The sequence below is a fragment of the Pseudarthrobacter sp. PH31-O2 genome (genome assembly GCF_030063265.1).
Taxonomy (GTDB): Bacteria; Actinomycetota; Actinomycetes; order Actinomycetales; family Micrococcaceae; genus Arthrobacter.
Map to the genome: position 1 here is coordinate 202,342 of NZ_JASIST010000004.1, position 21,411 is coordinate 223,752.

The following is a 21,411-nucleotide window of genomic DNA, read 5'->3' on the forward strand; positions in this document are numbered from 1 at the left end:
CCCTGAGTCGACCCCGGTTCGGGCCGGAAACACGGCAGGGAAACCCTGATCCGTGTTTGGATTGCCTTATGACAACAGCCGCTTCCCGCCCGCCGCTGGTCCGCGGCAGCGACCGGGTGATCGCCGGGGTCTGCGCCGGCCTCGCCGGGCATCTGGGCTGGCCGGTGCGGATGATCCGAATCGGTATGGCGGTTGCCGCGCTCGCCGGCGGTGCCGGGGTGGCGTTCTACGCCTGGCTTTGGATCATGGTTCCCACCGCTGATGAAAGCGCCAGGCGCAGCGCCCGCCAGCCGGTGTCGCCCATTGCTCCCGCTGTGAGCGTGCCGGACGGTGAGTTTCCAGCCGGGTGGTGGCGCGGCAGGATCACCGGAATGCGCTACGGCAAGGAGATCCTGCTTGGGTCGGGCCTGCTGCTGGCCGCCGGCATCCTGATTGCCCGTCTGCTCGGCGTTGACATTCCGCTCGGGACCCTCGTCCCGGTTGCGGCCATCCTGTGCGGCGCGGCCATCGCCTGGATGCAGTTGGATGAAACCCGCCGGGCAGGCCTTGTGGACAAGACCAAAGCGGACCAGGCCGGCGGCTGGGCACGTCTTGCGGCCGGGTTGGCACTTGTTGTCACCGGCGTCCTGGTTATGGTGTCCGGCTCCGGGTCGTGGGAACAGACCTGGCTTGCGCTGCTGGCCTCGGTGGCGGTGCTAGGGGGCGTGGCGCTGGTCCTCTTGCCCTGGGGGCTGAAGTTCTGGCGCGACCTGGAGGCGGAACGGGCCGGGCGGGTCCGCGCCACCGAACGGGCCGAGATTGCCGCCCACCTCCACGACTCCGTGCTGCAGACCCTGGCCCTGATCCAGCGGCGGGCCGGCAACGAGACCGACGTCGTCCGGCTTGCCCGCGCCCAGGAACGCGAGTTGAGGGGCTGGCTGTACCGGGATCCGGGCCGGGAATCCGGTCAGTTGTCCGAGCGTATTAGGGCCGCCGCGGCGGACGTGGAGGACGCCCTGGGCCGCGCGGTCGAAGTGGTCTCTGTGGGGGACTGCGCCATGGCCGAACGCCACGAGGCGCTCGTCCAGGCCGCCCGAGAGGCGATGCTGAACGCTGCCCGGCACGGCGGCGGCGCCGTGTCCGTGTATCTGGAGGTCGCCGACGACGCGGCGGAGGTCTTCGTGAAGGACCGCGGTCCCGGCTTCGACCCGGACGCCGTCCCTGCTGACCGGCTGGGGGTCCGTGAATCGATTGTCGGCCGGATGAACCGCCATGGCGGCACCGCTACCATCAGCAGCAACGAAGACGGCACCGAGGTGCGGCTGAGGCTTCCGTTGGCGGCGGGAGCAGCCACGGGCGCTGCGGCCGCCAACGGCAACGGAGAGGCAACACAGTGAGCATTAGCGCGGAGGAACGTCCCGGACCGGGGATCCGGGTAGTAATTGTGGACGATCATGCCATCTTCAGGTCCGGCCTGAAAGCTGACCTGGACCCGAACATTGTCGTCGCCGGCGAGGCTGGGACTGTGGAAGAAGCCATCGCGGTGATCGCGGCGGTGCGCCCCGACGTGGTGCTCCTGGATGTCCATCTGCCCGGCGGGCTCGGCGGCGGCGGCCGAGAGGTGCTGGCCGGTTCAGCTCCCTTGCTGGGCAGTACCCGGTTCCTGGCCCTGAGCGTCTCCGACGCGGCAGAGGATGTTGTGTCGGTGATCCGGGCCGGGGCCCGCGGCTACGTCACCAAAACCATCTCCGGGAAGGAAATTTCCGACGCCGTGCGTCGGGTGGCGGGCGGCGACGCCGTCTTCTCGCCCCGGCTGGCCGGCTTTGTGCTCGATGCTTTCGGCACCGCCCCGGCCGACATTGCCGACGACGAACTGGACAGGCTCTCAGCCCGCGAGCTCGAAGTGATGCGGCTCATCGCCAGGGGCTACAGCTATAAGGAAGTCGCGAGGGAGTTGTTCATCTCGATCAAGACGGTGGAAACGCACGTCTCGGCCGTGCTGCGCAAGCTCCAGCTCTCCAACCGGCACGAACTCACCCGCTGGGCCGCCGAGCGCAGGCTCCTCTAATCCCACAAACCCGACGCTCCCGCAGTTTCGGCGGGTTGTCGGGGAACGCTCCCGCAGTTTCGGCGGGTTGTCGGGGAACGCTCCCGCAGTTTCGGCGGGTTGTCGGGGAACGCTCCCGCAGTTTCGGCGGGTTGTCGGGGAACGCTCCCGCAGCGGCCGGCAGCGGCTGCGGGAGCGTTCGTGATTCGCCCGCCGGAAGTGCGGGAGGGTTGTTTACTTGGCTTGGCCGAGGAAGTCCTGCAGGCGGGCGACGCCTGTGGCGAGGTCCTCATCGCCCAGGGCGTAGGAGAGGCGTAGGTACCCGGAGGGCCCAAAGGCCTCACCCGGAACCACAGCCACTTCCACCTCATCGAGGATCAGTGCCGCCAGCTCCGCGGACGTGGACGGCCGGACGGGTCCGTTTGCGGACGGCAATTCCTTGCCAAGCAGGGCACGGACGTCCGCGTAGACGTAGAAGGCACCTTTCGGCGTCGGGCAATCCACGCCCTCGATGGCGTTCAGTCCGGCCACGATGGCTTTGCGGCGCCGGTCGAAGGCGAGCTTCATCTCGTCGACGGCGCTCAGCGGACCGGACACCGCGGCGAGCGCCGCAACCTGCGGGATGTTGGAGACGTTCGACGTGGCATGCGACTGCAGGTTCGTGGCGGCCTTGATGACGTCGGCGGGGCCGATCATCCACCCGACGCGCCAGCCTGTCATGGCGTACGTCTTCGCCACGCCGTTGAGGATGACCACCCGGTCGCCCAGTTCAGGGACGGCCGTGGCAATCGAGGTGAATGGCACCCCGTCGTAGGTCAGGTGCTCGTAGATCTCGTCCGTGACCACCCAGAGTCCCTTGGCGGCTGCCCACTGGCCGATCTCCCGGACCTGTTCCGGCGAGTACACGGCGCCGGTGGGGTTGGAAGGGGACACAAAAAGGAGTATTTTCGTGCGGTCCGTAACTGCCGCTTCCAGCTGCTCCACGGCAACCAGGTATTCCTGCTCCGGTCCGGCGAAGACCTCGACCGGGACGCCGCCCGCGAGCCGGATGGCTTCCGGGTAGGTGGTCCAGAACGGAGTCGGGACAATCACCTCGTCGCCCGGGTCCAGTAGCGTGGCGAAGGTGTTGTAAACGGCTTGTTTGCCGCCGTTGGTGACGAGCACCTGGGACGCCTCTGCCCGGTAGCCGGAATCGCGGAACGTCTTGTCCGCGATGGCCTGCCGCAACTCCGGCAGGCCGGCGGCCGGGGAGTACCGGTGGTACTTGGGCTGGCTGGCGGCTTCGATTGCCGCCTGCACAATGTAATCGGGGGTCGGGAAGTCCGGCTCCCCGGCGCCGAAACCGATGACCGGCCGGCCTGCCGCCTTCAACGCCTTCGCCTTGGCATCAACAGCCAATGTGGCGGATTCGGCTATGGCGGAAATACGCTGTGAAATGCGGGCGGCAGGCATCGCGGGTCCATTTCTTCGCTTGCAGCTTCGGCGGCTGCGGGTGGGATTCGACGGAATCTACTCTATGCTGTTCATCGGATCCTCAGAGGTGCCCGTGCGGAAGTGTGACTGCAGCGTGGAAAGTCGTGGTCGCGGCTTTTTGCTCAACTGCTCCCGGCCGGACGCACGGTCCGAAGGGGCCGGTTCGACGTAGACGCAGTTGTTGCGTAGACTGGTTCTCCGGTGTTGAAAACACGACGATGGCCTGCGCCTCAGCGAAGTCTGGGGAAACAGGCCGGGGGCTTGTTTTTGATCCATAGGGTAGTGGCGCAATTGGTAGCGCAGCGGTCTCCAAAACCGCAGGTTGCAGGTTCGAGTCCTGTCTGCCCTGCGCAAGCTGTTCCGGTTTCTCCGGAACAAGCGCAGCAACCATGGTTCAGTTCAGGGCCGGGTATCCGACATTGCGAGGATGAGTGAGATCCAGGTGACCGAAACGGCTGCAGGCAGCTCCAGTGGCCGCCCCGCCAAGAATGCCCCCAAGGCAGGTTTCTTCGCCCGGATCGCGCTTTTTGTCCGCCAGGTCATCGGCGAACTGAAGAAGGTTGTCGCTCCGACCCGCAAGGAACTGATCAACTACACGCTTGTGGTGCTGGTGTTCGTCGTCATTATGATGCTCATCGCCACAGTGCTGGATCTAGCCTTCGGGGTCGGCGTTGGCTGGGTCTTCGGCGGCACAGGCCCCACGGACCGCTAAGGCGACCGGTCCGCAGACTTCGTGGCTTACCCCGGGATTCCGGCGGTTCTGCGGGGTGTGCGGAATTGAGTCATTTAAATAGGCATGTTAGGCAATGAGGAAGCAGGAGACCAAGTGTCTGAGCAGGAGCTCGAGGTAACTGAGACTGAGCTGGATAAGAGCCAGGACGCCGCGGTGGAGACCGGGGAACTGTCCGAGGCCGCGTCTGCTGCGCCCGCATCCGACGTCGCTGACGAGGCCGCTGACACAGCAGAAGCCGGGGAAGCCGCTGCGGAAGAGTCTGCTGAGGCGGACTCGGACGAGGTAGCCGTTGCCAGCGACGAAGCAGCCGGATCCGATGACGAATCGGCCGACGCGCTGGCAGCCGCTGCGGCCGCTGCAGAGGTTGACCCGGCCGATGAGTTCAAGGCCAAGCTGCGCCGCCAGGAAGGTGACTGGTTCGTCATCCACTCGTACGCAGGCTACGAGAACCGCGTCAAGGCCAACCTTGAGACCCGCATCCAGACCCTGGACATGGAAGACTTCATCTTCGAAATCCAGGTTCCGATGGAGGAAGTCGTTGAGATCAAGAACGCTCAGCGCAAGGTCATCAACCGCGTCCGGATCCCCGGCTATGTCCTGGTCCGGATGGACCTGACGGATGCCTCCTGGGGCGCCGTCCGCCACACCCCGGGCGTCACCGGATTTGTGGGCAACGCCCACAACCCGGTCCCGCTGCGCCTCGATGAGGTCTTCTCCATGCTCGCGCCGGTCTTCGAAGAAGAGCAGGCCGAGAAGGGCAAGCCCATCAAGCACGCTGCGGCGCAGATCGACGTCGACTTTGAGGTCGGCGAGTCGGTCATCGTCAAGGAGGGCCCCTTCGAGACCCTCCCGGCCACCATCTCCGAAATCAAGGTGGACTCCCAGACCCTGGTGGTGCTGGTTTCCATCTTCGAGCGCGAGACGCCGGTCACGCTGGCCTTCAACCAGGTCAGCAAGATCTAGCTGTTCCCACAGAATTCGTCCCGGGCTGCCCGCTTTAGCAGCCAGGGGCGGCCGGCCGCCTCGCCATGGCGGCCACCAAGCTGCGGCACGCTCCTGTGTCCCAGGAAGTAATTGAGAGAAGGACCCTACATTGGCTCCCAAGAAGAAGGTCACCGGCCTCATCAAGCTGCAGATCCAGGCAGGTGCCGCTAACCCGGCCCCGCCGATCGGTCCTGCGCTTGGCCAGCACGGTGTCAACATCATGGAATTCTGCAAGGCGTACAACGCTGCGACGGAAGCCCAGCGCGGCAACGTTATTCCGGTTGAAATCACGGTCTACGAGGACCGTTCATTCACGTTCATCACCAAAACCCCGCCGGCTGCAGAGCTCATCAAAAAGGCTGCAGGCGTCGCCAAGGGTTCGCCTACCCCGCACACCGTCAAGGTCGCGAAGCTTACCCAGGCCCAGGTCAACGAGATCGCCACCACCAAGATGGAAGACCTCAACGCCACCAGCCTTGAAGGCGCCGCGAAGATCATCGCCGGCACCGCCCGCTCCATGGGTATCACCGTCGAAGGCTAAATGCCTTTACCGCCGGGCAACCGGCACCACCTAAACATTTGAATGTTGGAAGCCCGGCACGGATTATCGAGCCGGAGTCCCAACTGTGGCAGGGCCCAGCGCGGTCCGCAGACCACAACTGCACAAGGAGAAATAAGCAGCATGGCAAAGCGCAGCAAAGCATATGAGGCAGCCGCAGCCAAAATCGACGCGGAGAAGTTCTACGCGCCGTTTGAGGCAGTGACGCTGGCCAAGGACACCAACCCGTCCAAGTTCGACGCCACCGTTGAGGTAGCTTTCCGCCTGGGTGTTGACCCTCGCAAGGCCGACCAGATGGTCCGCGGCACCGTTATCCTGCCGCACGGCACGGGTAAAACAGCCCGCGTCCTGGTCTTCGCAACGGGCGACAAGGCTGAGGCAGCAATCGCAGCCGGCGCCGACTTCGTTGGTTCCGATGACCTGATCGAAAAGATCGCAGCCGGCTGGACCGACTTCGACGCCGCCGTCGCCACCCCTGACCTTATGGGCAAGGTTGGCCGCCTCGGTAAGGTCCTGGGTCCGCGTAACCTGATGCCGAACCCGAAGACCGGCACCGTGACCGCTGACGTCGCCAAGGCCGTCAACGACATCAAGGGTGGCAAGATCGACTTCCGCGTCGACAAGCACTCCAACCTGCACTTCATCATCGGCAAGGTTTCGTTCGACGCCCTCAAGTTGGCCGAGAACTACGCCGCCGCTCTGGAAGAAGTTCTTCGCCTCAAGCCGTCCGCTTCCAAGGGCCGGTACATCCAGAAGGCTACCGTCGCCACCACGTTTGGCCCGGGCATCTCGGTTGACCCCAACGTCACCAAGGTCCTGACCGAGGTCTAATCCTCACCAGCCTTACAGCACACGACGGAAAGACCGTCCCGCATCCGCGGGGCGGTCTTTCCTGCATTCCACGACGAACGGCCAGGGCCCGGCGCGCGTCGCTGGTGGACCGGTATTGATGGAACAGCGGCCCAAAGCGGCATATGCTGGCCGTGGTTGCCCGGTTATCGCCGGGTTTCCGGCACGCACGGATGGCAGAACCGCTGGGGATGATGGCCGCAATGGCAAATGAAGTACGGATTGAACAGCTGTGGATCCCCGATTCGCTTGACGGGTCGGATGCCTCCGACTTCGTTGCCGCCGTCGAAGTGGGACGCAAGGTGCGAATGCAGACGTGGGGCAGCGATGATCTCGCCTACTTGCCGCAGGAAAAACTGCTGGAAATGGCGGACCCGTACGAGCGCCAGGTCATTCTCGTTGCCAAGGTGAGCGGGGAAATCGTCGGTACTGTGGACATCGCGCTGCCGCTCGCGGACAACCTCGACCTGGCCGAATTCGCGCTCGACATCCTGCCCGAATTCCAAGGACGGGGCGTGGGCCGGCAACTGCTTGAAGCTGCGGAGCACTTCGCCCGCGACGAGGGCCGGCACACCATCCTGGTCGACACGAACCATCCGAGTTCCTCGCTCGGTGACAGCGAAGCCGGGCAACTGGTGCCGGGCACGGGCTTCGGGTTCGTCCCGGACAACAGCCGCGAAGTCGAGTTCGCCCGCCACAGCGGCTATGCCCTGCAGCACATCGAGCAGTTCAGTGCCTGCGCGCTGCCGCTTGACGGCAAGCTCGTGGCGGAGCTGGGAACCGAGGCCGAGGAGGCGAACGCAGGACGCTACCGGCTGCACCATTGGACGGACCGGTGCCCGGAGCAGTGGCTTGAGGCCGTCGCGGCACTGGAAAACAACGCGGGCGAAGACGGCGTGCCCGGTGTCGATGATTCAAGCATGGTGTTCGACGGCGGAATCCTCCGGCAAGCGGAAGATGTCGCCATTGCGCAGGGCCGCCGGACAGTGGTCACCGCCGTCGAGCGTCTGGGCAGCGGTGACCTGGTCGGTCTGACCACGATCAGCGTCCTGGCACTGCGGCCCGATGTGGTCTTCCAAGATGACACAGTCGTCCTCCCGGAGCACCGCGGCAACAAACTGGGCCTGCTGATCAAGGTCGCCAACATGGAGCGGCTCTCCGAACAGTTCCCGGACGCCCGGGTGCTGTACACCTGGAACGCACCGGAAAACCGTTACCTGCTCACGGTCAACCAACAGCTGGGATTCACCACCGCCGGAGTCACCGGGATCTGGCAGAAGGAACTTCCGGATTTGGGCCCCAGCAACAGCTGAACCGTCCGACGTCGCCGATTTGGAGCAAGGGCCAGGTTTCGCGTAGGCTGGGGGGACCAAAGACCGTCGGTTGTTGGACATTCACTCTCCCAAGCAAGGCTCACTTCTGCAGCTGCGCCGGGAGAACCAGTGAATCTCCAGACGAAGGACCCTGAACATAGGGCGGCCGGCGCAGGTGAACGAAGCAAAGCTCCGCAGTCATGGACTGCGTCGAGACAAGCCCCGTGCATCTGCGCGGGGCGTTTTTAGTTTTTAGCTCTTTTGAGCGGGGACCGGGAACTACCGGCTCTATCCCCGGAAGGAGGGTTATGGCAACGCCTAGCAAGGTTTCAGCAGTAGCTGAGATCACTAACGATTTCAAGGAATCGAACGCCGCTGTCCTGACCGAATACCGCGGGCTCACCGTTGCACAGCTCAAGCAGCTGCGTGTTTCTCTCGGCCAGGACACCAAGTTCTCGGTCGTCAAGAACACCCTGACCGCCCTTGCAGCCAAGGAAGCCGGTGTCGAAGCATTCGACGGCCAGCTCGCCGGCCCCACTGCAATCGCGTTTATCAAGGGTGACGCAGTTGCCGCTGCCAAGAGCCTGACGGATTTTGCCAAGGCCAACAAGCAGCTGGTTATCAAGACCGGTTACTTCGAGGGCAAGGCACTGAACGCCAGCGAGGTAGCTGCCCTGGCAGCACTCGAGTCCCGTGAGCGCCAGCTTGCCATGGTTGCAGGCATCCTCAAGGCTCCTGCTGCCGCCGCTGCACGCACCATCGATGCTCTGCGCCTCAAGCTTGAAGAAGCGAACGGTGCCCCGGCCGAAGCCGAAGCGCCCGCCGCTGACGAAGCTCCGGCCGAAGCTCCCGCAGATGCAGCAGTAGAGACCGAAGCTCCGGCTGACGCCGCAGCCCCCGAAGAGAACTAACTCTCTTTCAAACCAGACTCCGGTGCGAAGGCGAGCCCCCGGGCTGCCGAGCACCACTATAGGAAGGACGCCACACCATGGCGAAGCTCACCAACGAAGAGCTCATTGAAGCTTTCAAGGAACTGACCATCATCGAGCTCTCTGAGTTCGTTAAGCTCTTCGAAGAGACCTTCGAAGTTACGGCCGCTGCCGTTGCCGTTGCTGGCCCCGCTGCCGGTGGTGCTGCAGAAGAAGAAGAGCAGACCGCATTCGACGTCATCCTGGAGCACCCGGGCGACAAGAAGATTGCAGTCATCAAGGAAGTTCGCGCCATCACTTCGCTGGGCCTCAAGGAAGCCAAGGACGTTGTTGACAGCGCACCGAAGGCCATCCTCGAAGGTGTCACCAAGGAAGCTGCCGAGAAGGCTGTTGCCCAGCTCGAAGAAGCCGGTGCCCGCGTTACCCTCAAGTAACCCGCCGCTTCAGGACCTGGCCGGGAACCTCGTGTTCCCGTTCCGCTCCGGGAAACCCCGCGCACCCCGGTGTGCGGGGTTTCCTGCGTTCCGGGCGGACATCAACGGCAGGTGAACTTCCCAAAGAGTTTGTGGAATCCCTGTTCTCGCGGGTGAATGCGCGCCTAGACTGTGGCTTTGTGCCAACAGGCCGCCAACGCTGAGGAGTCCCCACAATGACCGATCCCCATCACTCGCTTTCGCGCCGGACCATGCTGACTGCAGCCCTGGTGGGCGGCAGCGCGGCGGCTGCGGCCCTGTCCGGAGCCCCGGCCGCCCAGGCAGCCCCCGCAGCGGGCCGGAAGACGTTCAACCTGACGGTGCTTGGCACCACCGATCTGCACAACAACGTGTTCAACTGGGATTACTTCAAGAACGTCCCCTATGCGGATACCGCAGGGAACAAGATCGGCATCGCGCAGGCGGCCACCCTGATCAAGGCGATGCGGGACGAACGGGGAGCGTCGAACACGCTTACCATCGACGCGGGCGACACCATCCAGGGCACACCCCTGGCCTACTATTTCGCCAAGATCAGCCCCATCTCGGCGACGGTCACCCATCCCATGGCCTTGGCCATGAACGCGGTGGGTTACGACGCCGTTGGCCTGGGAAACCACGAGTTCAACTACGGCATCCCGCTGCTGCGGACCTGGGAAAGCCAGCTGAACTTCCCGCTGCTTGGCGCCAACGTCCACGACGCCACTACCGGCAAACGCGCTTTTACACCCTACGTACTCAAACGCGTGAAGACGAACAACGGCTGGCTGACCGTGGGCCTGGTTGGCTTTGTCACCCCCGGCTGCGCCCTCTGGGACCGCGACAACGTCCAGGGAAAACTGGATTTCAACGGCATCGTGGAGGAAGCCAGGACGGTTATCCCGCAGCTCAAGGCAGCCGGAGCCGACGTCGTTATCGTCACCAGCCACTCGGGCGCAACCCCGGGGTCGTCCTACGGCGATGCGCTGCCGTTCCCGGAGAACGCCTCCACGCAGTTGGCCGAAGAGGTCCCCGGCATCGACGCTATCCTGGTCGGGCACGCGCACCTGGAAATCCCGGAACGTTTTGTCACCAACAAGGCCACCGGAAGGCAGGTACTGCTGACGGAGCCGCTGAAGTGGGGCATGCGCGTGGCTGTAATGGATTTGGAAGTGGCCAAGGACAAAGGCCGTTGGACGGTCACCGCCGCCCACTCGCACTTGCTGGACGCCAAGACGGTCGATGCCGATCCCGCCGTTGTGCGCGCCGTCCAGGCAGGGCACGAGGCGACTGTAAAGTATGTCAACGAAGTCATCGGCACGTCCACGGCGCCGCTGAACACCGCCACCGCTTGCTGGGAGGACTCGGCGGCCATCGATGCCATCAACTATGTCCAGGCCAGCACCATCAAGGCCGAACTGGCCGGCGGCCCGTCCGCCGGGTTGCCGGTGCTCTCCATCGCTGCGGCCTTCTCCCGCTCGGTGGACGTCAAAGCCGGGCCGCTGACCATCCGGGACGTTGCCGGGCTGTACATCTTCGACAACACGCTGCTCTCCGTCAAGGTCACCGGGGCTCAGGTCCGGGACTATCTGGAGTGGTCCGCGCGGTACTTCAAACCGGTGTTCAGCAGCCCGGCACGCGCCGCCGACGTTACCAACGCTGCCACCGCGATGGCGCCGGGCGGGACGCCGGACTACAACTACGACGTTGTCTACGGTCTTGACGCAGCACTGAACTACGAGATCGACCTTGCCAAACCGGTGGGGGAGCGGATCACCGGGCTGCGCTACGGTGGCGAGGTCCTTCGGCGGGACCAGGAATTCGCGCTGGCCATCAACAACTACCGGCAAAGCGGCGGCGGCAACTTCCCGGCAGTCATGGCGGCTCCGGTACTCTCCAACAGCCAGCAGGAGATCCGGCAGCGGATTATCGACTACGTTGTGGATCACGGCACCCTGGACGTTTCGGTGTTCAGCCAGGACAACTGGCGGCTGACCGTCAACGGCGCGGCACTCACCGTCACCGCCTAGCCGGCCTGCGTCGACCCGGGCGATTTAACCCGGACAGGCTAGATCCCGCGCCGGCACGTGCCGCGCCGCGGCATGCTGTTCGTTCAATTCGGAGATGTCCGCGACCACGGCGTCGAGGGCGGCGGCGAAGGCATCGGCGTCCACAAACGCGCTGTAGCCATGCTCGCCCGCGCCCAGGGCAATCCTGCGCCCGGTGATGCTGCGGTCCACATAGACCGGCCATGGCCTGGTACTTCCCAGCGGGGTGATCGTGCCGCGTTCGTAGCCGGTGGCGCCAAGGGCGACCTCCGCACTGGGAAGGGACAGTTTGTTGACACCAAGCAGCGCGCGCAGCTTGGGCCAGGAAATCTGCCGGTCGCCCGGGATGAGCGCAAAGAGGAAGCTGCCGTCCTTGTGTTTGACCACAAGGGACTTCACGATATCCGCGGGCTGAATTCCGAGGATATCGGCCGCCTCCTCGAGGCTTTTCGCGGCTTGGCGTTCCACCAGACGGATGCTGAGGCCACGGGCGGCGGCGTCCGCCAGGAACCGCTCCCGGCCGGTGCCGCCACGAGCGTCCGCCGCCGCGCCTGGATCGGTCATGGTGGGCTCACTCACCGAACTCAGTCGCGGAACAGCAGGAGCGCTTCGCCCTGGCCTCCGCCGCCGCACAGCGACACGGCAGCCTTGCCGCTGCCTCTCCGCTTCAGCTCGTGCGCCGCATGCAGGGCCAGCCGGGCGCCGGAGGCGCCGATCGGGTGGCCCAGGGCGATCGCGCCGCCGTGGATGTTGCACTGCGCCAGCGGGTAGCCGAGGTCCTTGAGCGACTGCACGGCCACCGAACCGAAAGCCTCGTTGATCTCGATGAAGTCCAGGTCCGCGGCAGACCAGCCGGCTTTCTGCAGCGCGCTGGCAATCGCGTTGGCGGGCTGGGAGTGCAGCGAGTTGTCCGGGCCGGCCACCTGCCCGGGCTTGCCGACGACGGCCAGGTACTCAAGGCCGTTCTCTTCGGCAAACTTCCGTGAGGAGAGCACGAGGGCGGAGGCGCCGTCGGACAGGGGGGAGGAATTGCCCGCCGTGATGGTGCCGTCGGTGACGAACGCCGCCCGCAGGCCCGCCAGTGAGCCGACAGTTGTGTCCGGCCGGATCCCCTCGTCCGAGGCCAGGACAATCGGCTCGCCTTTGCGCTGCTTGACGCTGATGGGGGCGATTTCGCCGTCGAACACACCGTCCTTGGCGGCCCGCGCGGCGCGCTGGTGGGACGCTGCCGCCACTTCGTCCTGGGAGCTGCGGTCAATGCCCAGCGAAAGGTTCTTGGTCTCGGTGGACAGGCCCATGGATTGCCCGTCGAAAGCGTCGGTCAGGCCGTCGTGCGCTGCAACATCCAGGGCCTGGATGGACCCGTAGGTCCAGCCCTGCCGGGAACCGGGGAGGATGTGCGGCGCGCGGGACATCGACTCCTGGCCGCCGGCTATAACGACGGCGGCGTCGCCGCTGCGGATCATTCGGGCCGCGTCGATGACGGCAGTTAGCCCGGACAGGCAGACCTTGTTGATGGTCACACTGGGAACGTTCCAGCCGATTCCGGCCGCGATGGCGCTCTGCCGTGCAGGGTTCTGGCCCGCGCCGGCCTGCAGCACCTGTCCCATGATGACAGAGTCCACCTGCTCGGCCTTTACACCGCTGGCGGCCAGGGCCGCCCGGATGGCGTGTGCGCCGAGTTCTACGGCCGTGAAACTTGCGAGCTGGCCGTTGAGGCGCCCCTGGGGGGTGCGGGCGGCGGCGAGGATGACAACATCATTGTTGTCTGCAGAGTGGCTCATGGTTGTCTCTTCCAATCGTGAACGTTGTACAGCAAGGCTATCGTGACCCCAGTCACGGGGCCATCCGGCGGCCTGTGGCACAGGGGGTGGACACCCCAGCCGGGAGCCGGGTCCAGTGCTTGCAATCGCGGGCGAAGTGGGGTAGACAAGTAGGTTGCTTTGCCGTATCGTAGATATTTGCGTCTTCCCTGTTTACCTTCAGCCTTCATATAGCGGTGGGCTTAGCCTGGCAGCTGCGCCATCATTGTGCCGTCTACAACGTGCACCACCATGGCCAGCGCGGGTCCCGGGTCATATAGCGGAACCGGACTGGTAGCACTGCGGAGTCACTCCGCAGGGTGCATAGCGGGGGAGATCTGAAAACGCCTGAAGGTCTGTGGAAGGATCCCTCTTGGTCGCCTCGAGCACCTCTAATGTAAACAACGCTGCAACCGCTATCAATGCCGACAGTACCGACGGTGCAACCCGCCGGCTCTCATTCGCAAAGATTCACGAACCTCTTGACGTTCCGAACCTGCTTGCCCTGCAGACGGACAGCTTTGACTGGCTGGTCGGAAACGAACGCTGGCAGGCACGCGTCGCCAAAGCCGTCGAAGAAGGCGACCTCAGCGTCGCCACCTCCTCGGGTTTGTCGGACATCTTTGAAGAGATCTCCCCGATCGAGGATTTCCAGGGCACCATGTCCCTGAGCTTCTCGGAGCCGGAGTTCGCTGATCCGAAGTACACCATGGCTGAATGCAAGGACCGGGACGCAACGTACTCGGCTCCGCTGTATGTCAAGGCCGAATTCATGAACAACAACACGGGCGAAATCAAGCAGCAGACCGTGTTCATGGGTGACTTCCCGCTGATGACCGAGAAGGGCACCTTCGTCGTCAACGGCACCGAGCGTGTTGTTGTCTCGCAGCTGGTCCGTTCCCCGGGCGCCTACTTTGAGCGCACCGCCGACAAGACCAGCGACAAGGACATCTTCACCGCGAAGATCATCCCGTCCCGCGGCGCCTGGTTTGAACTCGAAATCGACAAGCGCGACCAGGTCGGCGTTCGCCTCGACCGTAAGCGCAAGCAGTCCGTCACGGTGCTGCTGAAGGCCCTCGGCTGGACCGAAGGCCAGATCCTCGAAGAGTTCGGCCAGTACGACTCCATGCGCGCGACGCTGGAGAAGGACGCCACCGAAACCCGCGAAGATGCCTTGCTGGACATCTACCGGAAGCTCCGACCGGGCGAGCCGCCCACGGTCGAGGCTGCCCAGTCCCTGCTGGACAACCTGTACTTCAACTCCAAGCGCTACGATCTGGCCAAGGTTGGCCGCTACAAGATCAACCGCAAGCTCGGCATCGACCGCTCCCTTGGTGACAAGGAAGCCTCAGTGCTGCACGTTGAAGACATCGTCGCCATGATCAAGTTCCTCGTTGCCCTGCACGCCGGTGAGAAGACCCTCACGGGTAAGCGCGACGGCCAGGACCACGAGCTCCGTGTGGAGATCGATGACATCGACCACTTCGGCAACCGCCGTATCCGCGCCGTCGGCGAGCTCATCGAGAACCAGGTCCGCACCGGCCTGTCCCGGATGGAGCGCGTTGTCCGCGAACGGATGACGACCCAGGACGTCGAGGCCATCACGCCGCAGACCCTGATCAACATCCGTCCCGTTGTGGCAGCAATCAAGGAGTTCTTCGGAACCTCCCAGCTGTCCCAGTTTATGGACCAGAACAACCCGCTCTCGGGTCTGACCCACAAGCGCCGCCTGTCCGCACTCGGCCCGGGCGGTCTGTCCCGTGACCGTGCAGGCATGGAAGTCCGAGACGTTCACCCGTCCCACTACGGACGTATGTGCCCCATCGAAACTCCTGAAGGCCCGAACATCGGCCTGATCGGTTCGCTGGCGTCCTACGGGCGGATCAACCCGTTCGGATTCATCGAAACCCCGTACCGCCTCGTGGCTGAAGGGGTCGTCTCCGACGAGGTCGAGTACCTCACGGCCGATGACGAAGCTGAAGTCCTGATTGCACAGGCCAACGCTCCGCTCGATCAGAACAAGAAGTTCGCCGAGGATACCGTCCTCGTGCGTGCCCGTGGTGGTGGAGGCGAGCCCGTGCTGGTTCCCGCCGCCGAGGTCGAGTTCATGGACGTCTCCCCGCGCCAGATGGTGTCAGTGGCTACCGCCCTGATCCCGTTCCTCGAGCATGACGATGCCAACCGCGCACTTATGGGTGCCAACATGCAGCGCCAGGCCGTGCCGCTGGTCCGTTCCGAGGCGCCGTTCGTCGGCACCGGCATGGAGCGTGCCGCAGCCGTCGACGCCGGTGACGTCACCATCGCGAAGAAGGCAGGTGTGGTGACCGAGGTCTCCGCTGAGCTGGTCATCGTGTTGAACGACGACGGTACGGAAACCAACTACCGCATCAACAAGTTCGCCCGCTCCAACCAGGGCAACTGCTACAACAACCGCGTTCTGGTGAACGAAGGCCAGCGCCTGGAAGTCGGCGGCATCATCGCTGACGGCCCGGCAACGGACCAGGGCGAACTGGCCCTCGGTAAGAACCTGCTCGTGGCATTTATGTCATGGGAAGGCCACAACTTCGAGGATGCCATCATCCTGTCCCAGCGGATCGTGGCTGAGGACGTTCTTTCCTCCATCCACATCGAGGAGCACGAGATCGACGCCCGCGACACCAAGCTTGGTGCCGAGGAAATCACCCGTGACATCCCCAACGTGTCCGAGGAAGTCCTCGCCGGCCTGGACGAGCGCGGCATCATCCACATCGGTGCCGAGGTTGAAGCAGGCGACATCCTGGTCGGAAAGGTCACCCCGAAGGGCGAGACCGAGCTGACCCCGGAAGAGCGCCTGCTGCGCGCCATCTTCGGTGAGAAGTCCCGCGAAGTGCGTGACACCTCCCTGAAGGTTCCGCACGGTGAGTCGGGCACTGTAATCGGTGTCCGCGTCTTCGACCGCGACAACGACGACGAGCTGCCCCCGGGCGTCAACCAGCTGGTCCGGGTGTACGTCGCTGCCAAGCGCAAGATCACCGACGGCGACAAGCTTGCCGGCCGTCACGGCAACAAGGGTGTTATCTCCAAGATCCTTCCGATCGAGGACATGCCCTTCCTTGCCGACGGTACCCCCGTTGATATTGTCCTGAACCCGCTGGGTGTTCCGGGCCGTATGAACGTCGGCCAGGTGCTGGAAACGCACCTCGGCTGGGTTGCCAAGACCGGCTGGAAGATCGAGGGCGAGCCCGAGTGGGTCAAGCAGCTGCCGAACCTGCCGCGCGAGAGTGGCCAGACCACTGTCGCTACGCCGGTCTTCGATGGTGCGCGGGAAGAGGAAATCACCGGTCTCCTCGACTCCACCAACGTCACCCGCGACGGCGTCCGCCTGATCAACTCCTCAGGCAAAACCCGCCTCTTCGACGGCCGCTCCGGCGAGCCGTTCCCGGATCCGATCTCGGTCGGCTACATGTACATCCTGAAACTCCACCACCTGGTGGACGACAAGATCCACGCGCGCTCCACCGGCCCGTACTCCATGATCACGCAGCAGCCGCTGGGTGGTAAGGCACAGTTCGGTGGCCAGCGCTTCGGTGAAATGGAAGTGTGGGCGCTCGAAGCTTACGGTGCCGCTTACACGCTTCAGGAACTTCTCACGATCAAGTCGGATGATATCCACGGTCGTGTGAAGGTCTACGAAGCCATCGTCAAGGGCGAGAACATCCCCGAGCCGGGCGTTCCTGAGTCCTTCAAGGTCTTGATCAAGGAAATGCAGTCGCTGTGCCTGAACGTGGAAGTTCTTTCCACGGACGGAACCACAATTGAAATGCGTGACTCTGATGACGCAGTCTTCACGGCTGCGGAAGAACTGGGCATCGATCTGTCTCGTGCAGAGCCCAGTTCCGTAGAAGAGGTTTAGCAGGCGTCCGACGGCGGGTGGTCCCCATCCGCCGTCGGCACCTCCCTCTTCCCGTAACCCAAGACTTCAGAATTTAGAGAACAAGAGAGAACAGGGACCATATGTCCAGCGAATCCTCCTTCGGCCTCATGCAGATCGGCCTCGCCACCGCGGAAGACATCCGTGGCTGGTCTTACGGCGAGGTTAAGAAGCCGGAAACCATCAACTACCGCACGCTCAAGCCTGAGAAGGACGGCCTCTTCTGCGAGAAGATCTTCGGCCCGTCCCGCGACTGGGAGTGCTACTGCGGTAAGTACAAGCGCGTGCGCTTCAAGGGCATCATCTGCGAGCGGTGTGGCGTTGAAGTCACCCGCGCCAAGGTGCGCCGTGAGCGTATGGGCCACATCGAGCTGGCCGCCCCGGTCACGCACATCTGGTACTTCAAGGGTGTTCCGTCCCGTCTGGGCTACCTCCTTGACCTGGCACCGAAGGACCTCGAAAAGGTCATCTACTTCGCCGCCTACATGATCACGAGCGTCGACGCCGACAGCCGCCACGAAGAACTGCCCAACCTCCAGGTTGAGCACGACATCGAGAAGAAGCAGCTGATCGACAACCGCGACTCCGACATCGCCACGATCGCCCGCGACCTCGAGAACGAGCTTGCCCGTCTCGAAGGCGAAGGCGCCAAGGCTGCCGACAAGAAGAAGGCCCGCGACTCCGCCGACCGCCAGATGGCTAACGTCCGCAAGCGCGCGGATGCTGAAATCGAGCGCCTCGAGCAGGTCTGGGACCGGTTCAAGAACCTCAAGGTCGCCGACCTCGAAGGTGACGAAGGCCTGTACCGCGAACTGCGTGACCGCTACGGCATGTACTTCGAAGGCTCCATGGGTGCCGAGGCGATCAAGAAGCGTCTTGAGAACTTCGACATGCAGGCCGAGTCGGACATGCTCCGGGACATCATCGCCAACGGCAAGGGCCAGCGCAAGACCCGCGCCCTGAAGCGGCTCAAGGTGGTCAACGCCTTCCTGACGACCAACAACAGCCCGCTCGGCATGGTGCTGGACGCGGTCCCGGTGATCCCGCCGGAACTGCGCCCGATGGTCCAGCTGGACGGCGGCCGCTTCGCGACCTCCGACCTCAACGACCTCTACCGCCGCGTGATCAACCGCAACAACCGGCTCAAGCGCCTGCTTGACCTCGGCGCTCCGGAGATCATCGTCAACAACGAGAAGCGGATGCTTCAGGAAGCCGTTGACAGCCTCTTCGACAACGGCCGCCGCGGCCGTCCGGTCACCGGACCGGGCAACCGTCCGCTGAAGTCCCTGTCCGACATGCTCAAGGGCAAGCAGGGCCGGTTCCGCCAGAACCTCCTCGGCAAGCGCGTTGACTACTCCGGCCGTTCGGTCATCGTCGTCGGCCCGCAGCTGAAGCTGCACCAGTGTGGTCTGCCGAAGCAGATGGCGCTGGAGCTCTTCAAGCCGTTCGTGATGAAGCGCCTGGTTGACCTCAACCACGCGCAGAACATCAAGTCGGCCAAGCGGATGGTTGAGCGTTACCGCCCGCAGGTCTGGGACGTCCTCGAAGAGATCATCACCGAGCACCCCGTGCTGCTGAACCGTGCACCCACCCTGCACCGTCTCGGCATCCAGGCGTTCGAACCGCAGCTTGTTGAAGGCAAGGCAATCCAGCTTCACCCGCTGGTTTGTGGCGCCTTCAACGCCGACTTCGACGGCGACCAGATGGCAGTGCACCTGCCGCTGAGCCCCGAAGCCCAGGCGGAAGCCCGGATCCTGATGCTGTCCTCGAACAACATCCTGAAGCCGTCCGACGGCCGCCCGGTGACCCTGCCGTCGCAGGATATGATCATCGGTCTCTACCACCTGACCACCAAGCGTGTCGGTTCAGCTGGCGAAGGCCGGATCTTCTCCTCGGTGTCGGAAGCCATCATGGCGTACGACCTGCACGAGCTGCACCTGAACTCCCAGGTCAAGATCCGGCTGGAGGGCTTTGTCCCTTACGCCGGCTGGGAAGCTCCGGAAGGCTACGAGCCGGGTCAGACCGTGCTCGTCCAGACCTCCCTGGGCCAGGTCCTCTTCAACGAGACCCTGCCCGCGGACTACCCGTGGGTGGAGAACGTTGCGGACAAGGGCGAACTGTCCACGATCGTCAACGATCTCGCAGAGCGCTACCCGAAGGTGATCACGGCGGCAACGCTGGACAACCTGAAGGATGCCGGTTTCTACTGGGCCACCCGGTCCGGCGTTACCGTCGCCATCTCCGACATCGAGGTACCCAAGGACAAGCCGCGGATCCTCGCCGGTTACGAGACCATGGCTGCCAAGATCCAGGGACAGTACGACAAGGGCCTGATCGACGACGACGAGCGTCGCCAGGAACTGATCGAGATCTGGAACAAGGCAACCAACGAAATCGCCCAGGCGATGCGTGACAGCCTGTCGCCGATGAACACCATCAACCGCATGGTCTCCTCGGGCGCACGTGGTAACTGGATGCAGGTTCGCCAGATCGCGGGTATCCGTGGCCTGGTGGCTAACCCTAAGGGCGAGATCATCCCGCGTCCGATCAAGTCCTCCTACCGCGAGGGCCTGTCGGTGCTGGAATACTTCATCGCCACGCACGGTGCCCGTAAGGGTCTGGCCGATACCGCACTGCGTACCGCCAACTCGGGTTACCTGACCCGCCGTCTGGTGGACGTCTCGCAGGACGTTATCGTTCGGGAAGAAGACTGCGGCACCGAGCGCGGCCTGATGACCGCCATTGCCGTGGCTGACGCCAACGGTGAGCTGGTCCTGGACGAGAACGTTGAGAACAGCGCGTACGCCCGGACCCTGGCCGTGGATGTCGTTGACTCCAAGGGCAAGGTTCTGGCAGCGGGCGGCACCGACTGCGGCGACGTTGTTATTGCCGAACTGTTCGCCGCCGGCATCACCGAGGTCAAGGTCCGCTCCGTACTCACCTGTGAGTCCAGCGTCGGCACCTGCGCCCTGTGCTACGGCCGTTCGCTCGCCACTGGTAAGACCGTCGACATCGGAGAGGCCGTGGGCATCATCGCCGCACAGTCCATCGGTGAGCCGGGTACCCAGCTGACGATGCGTACGTTCCACACCGGTGGTGCTGTCTCCTCCAGCGGCGGCGACGACATCACCCAGGGTCTGCCCCGTATCCAGGAGCTCTTTGAAGCCCGTACTCCGAAGGGTGTCGCGCCGATTGCTGAAGCAGCCGGCCGGATCACCATCGAAGAGTCCGAGCGCCAGATGCGCCTGGTCATCACCCCGGATGACGGATCCGAAGAGATCGCTTACCCGGTGCTGCGCCGTTCACGTCTTCTCATCGAAGACGGCGATCACGTCAGCGTCGGCCAGAAGCTCATCAACGGTCCGGTCGACCCCAAGCAGGTTCTGCGCATCATGGGCCCCCGGGCCGCGCAGAAGTTCCTGGTGGACGAAGTCCAGGGTGTGTACCGCAGCCAGGGCATCGGTATCCACGACAAGCACGTCGAGGTTATCGTCCGCCAGATGCTGCGCCGCGTCACTGTCATCGAGTCCGGCGAATCGGATCTGCTGCCCGGCGAGCTCGCCGAGCGCAGCCGCTTCGAAGATGCCAACCGCCGTGTTGTGTCCGAGGGCAAGACGCCGGCTTCCGGCCGTCCCGAGCTGATGGGCATCACCAAGGCGTCCCTGGCGACCGAGTCCTGGCTGTCCGCAGCTTCCTTCCAGGAAACCACCCGCGTCCTGACGCAGGCGGCCATGGAAGGCAAGAGCGATCCGCTGCTCGGCCTGAAGGAAAACGTCATCATCGGTAAGCTCATCCCGGCCGGCACGGGTCTCCCGCGCTACACCGAGGTCACGGTGGAGCCCACTGAAGAAGCAAAGGCCAATCTGTTTACCGGCCCCAGCGCGTTCAGTGACTTCTCCTACGATTCCCTGGGCGGCGACGGAGCTCCTGAGTTCCACGCCATCCCGCTGGATGACTACGACCTGGGCAGCGACTTCCGCTAAGCCGCCAGTTCGACGCCGGGCCCCGTCACCGCTCCGCCTAACAGCGGAGCTGAGGCGGGGCCTTTGCGTTTGCTGGGTTCGATTAAGGGCTGGCAGCGGGCCGTGTTAGACTTGAAACTAATTGTTATTGTGGCAGTGGATGAGTGCGCCGGTTACAGCTGAAAGGCTGGGCCAGGACGACGTTTCCGGTTTGCAGGGTTCTTGTGCAACGTATGCCACATTTTCGCATGCCTAGGGGCAAGGGTGGGCATTAGTCCGCGGATCCCGGCGTGCGGCCCGACTATTAAGGCTTCGCCTCAGCTGCTCTGGAGAGAACTTCAAAGCTCGAGCGGCGGGGCGCAGCGACAAGA

General features: G+C 64.0%; 15 protein-coding genes and 1 tRNA gene. 13 read left to right on the forward strand and 3 right to left on the reverse strand.

The genetic code is table 11. The features are described from left to right. Window positions 1-68 precede the first annotated feature (68 nt). Both QMG72_RS08595 and QMG72_RS08600 read left to right on the forward strand, forming a co-directional pair. On the forward strand, window positions 69-1,376 hold the full coding sequence (locus QMG72_RS08595; RefSeq protein WP_282359760.1) for an ATP-binding protein: 1,308 nt from the start codon (window positions 69-71) through the stop codon (window positions 1,374-1,376). Beyond that, complete coding sequence (locus tag QMG72_RS08600) at window positions 1,373-2,047, forward strand: LuxR C-terminal-related transcriptional regulator (protein WP_226774770.1); 675 nt, start codon at window positions 1,373-1,375, stop codon at window positions 2,045-2,047. The genes QMG72_RS08595 and QMG72_RS08600 overlap by 4 nt, the downstream gene beginning before the upstream one ends. Before the next feature lie 213 nt (window positions 2,048-2,260). On the opposite strand, the gene QMG72_RS08605 is transcribed toward QMG72_RS08600, so the two are convergent. Beyond that, a complete protein-coding gene (locus tag QMG72_RS08605; RefSeq protein ID WP_226774769.1) occupies window positions 2,261-3,478 on the reverse strand; it encodes a pyridoxal phosphate-dependent aminotransferase in 1,218 nt (405 codons plus the stop codon). Window positions 3,479-3,775: 297 nt separating this feature from the next. On the opposite strand from QMG72_RS08605, the gene QMG72_RS08610 reads away from it, so the two are divergent. The 9 genes from QMG72_RS08610 to QMG72_RS08650 all read left to right on the forward strand — a co-directional run bounded on the left by QMG72_RS08610 (window position 3,776) and on the right by QMG72_RS08650 (window position 11,348). Beyond that, window positions 3,776-3,848, forward strand: a tRNA-Trp gene (locus QMG72_RS08610). Window positions 3,849-3,926: 78 nt separating this feature from the next. Further along, the gene (gene secE / locus QMG72_RS08615) at window positions 3,927-4,211 is read left to right on the forward strand and encodes a preprotein translocase subunit SecE (RefSeq protein ID WP_226774768.1); all 285 of its coding nucleotides are present in this window, start codon (window positions 3,927-3,929) and stop codon (window positions 4,209-4,211) included. Between the two features lie 114 nt (window positions 4,212-4,325). Then, the gene (gene nusG, locus QMG72_RS08620) at window positions 4,326-5,195 is read left to right on the forward strand and encodes a transcription termination/antitermination protein NusG (RefSeq protein ID WP_282359759.1); all 870 of its coding nucleotides are present in this window, start codon (window positions 4,326-4,328) and stop codon (window positions 5,193-5,195) included. Between the two features lie 130 nt (window positions 5,196-5,325). Continuing rightward, the gene (rplK, locus tag QMG72_RS08625) at window positions 5,326-5,757 is read left to right on the forward strand and encodes a 50S ribosomal protein L11 (RefSeq protein ID WP_024365990.1); all 432 of its coding nucleotides are present in this window, start codon (window positions 5,326-5,328) and stop codon (window positions 5,755-5,757) included. 141 nt (window positions 5,758-5,898) lie between these two features. Further along, the gene (gene rplA, locus QMG72_RS08630) at window positions 5,899-6,606 is read left to right on the forward strand and encodes a 50S ribosomal protein L1 (RefSeq protein WP_024365991.1); all 708 of its coding nucleotides are present in this window, start codon (window positions 5,899-5,901) and stop codon (window positions 6,604-6,606) included. A 221-nt stretch (window positions 6,607-6,827) separates the two neighbouring features. Beyond that, window positions 6,828-7,937 carry a GNAT family N-acetyltransferase gene (locus QMG72_RS08635; RefSeq protein ID WP_226774765.1) on the forward strand — a complete coding sequence of 370 codons (1,110 nt, stop codon included), beginning with the start codon at window positions 6,828-6,830 and terminating at the stop codon, window positions 7,935-7,937. Between the two features lie 308 nt (window positions 7,938-8,245). After that, window positions 8,246-8,848 carry a 50S ribosomal protein L10 gene (rplJ, locus tag QMG72_RS08640; protein ID WP_226774764.1) on the forward strand — a complete coding sequence of 201 codons (603 nt, stop codon included), beginning with the start codon at window positions 8,246-8,248 and terminating at the stop codon, window positions 8,846-8,848. 77 nt (window positions 8,849-8,925) lie between these two features. Further along, on the forward strand, window positions 8,926-9,300 hold the full coding sequence (rplL, locus tag QMG72_RS08645) for a 50S ribosomal protein L7/L12 (protein WP_024365995.1): 375 nt from the start codon (window positions 8,926-8,928) through the stop codon (window positions 9,298-9,300). A gap of 215 nt (window positions 9,301-9,515) precedes the next feature. Continuing rightward, window positions 9,516-11,348 carry a bifunctional metallophosphatase/5'-nucleotidase gene (locus QMG72_RS08650; protein WP_282359757.1) on the forward strand — a complete coding sequence of 611 codons (1,833 nt, stop codon included), beginning with the start codon at window positions 9,516-9,518 and terminating at the stop codon, window positions 11,346-11,348. 24 nt (window positions 11,349-11,372) lie between these two features. Here QMG72_RS08650 and QMG72_RS08655 read toward each other — a convergent pair whose 3' ends face one another. Both QMG72_RS08655 and QMG72_RS08660 read right to left on the reverse strand, forming a co-directional pair. Continuing rightward, window positions 11,373-11,930: an aminoacyl-tRNA deacylase gene (locus QMG72_RS08655; protein WP_283480260.1), complete on the reverse strand. Its 558-nt coding sequence runs from the start codon at window positions 11,928-11,930 to the stop codon at window positions 11,373-11,375. 20 nt (window positions 11,931-11,950) lie between these two features. After that, window positions 11,951-13,150 carry an acetyl-CoA C-acetyltransferase gene (locus tag QMG72_RS08660; RefSeq protein WP_226774761.1) on the reverse strand — a complete coding sequence of 400 codons (1,200 nt, stop codon included), beginning with the start codon at window positions 13,148-13,150 and terminating at the stop codon, window positions 11,951-11,953. Window positions 13,151-13,541: 391 nt separating this feature from the next. On the opposite strand from QMG72_RS08660, the gene rpoB reads away from it, so the two are divergent. After that, window positions 13,542-17,060 carry a DNA-directed RNA polymerase subunit beta gene (gene rpoB / locus QMG72_RS08665; protein WP_226774760.1) on the forward strand — a complete coding sequence of 1,173 codons (3,519 nt, stop codon included), beginning with the start codon at window positions 13,542-13,544 and terminating at the stop codon, window positions 17,058-17,060. 101 nt (window positions 17,061-17,161) lie between these two features. Continuing rightward, window positions 17,162-21,061, forward strand: a complete 3,900-nt coding sequence (locus QMG72_RS08670) for a DNA-directed RNA polymerase subunit beta' (RefSeq protein WP_226774759.1) — start codon at window positions 17,162-17,164, stop codon at window positions 21,059-21,061. The last annotated feature ends 350 nt before the right edge of the window (window positions 21,062-21,411 follow it).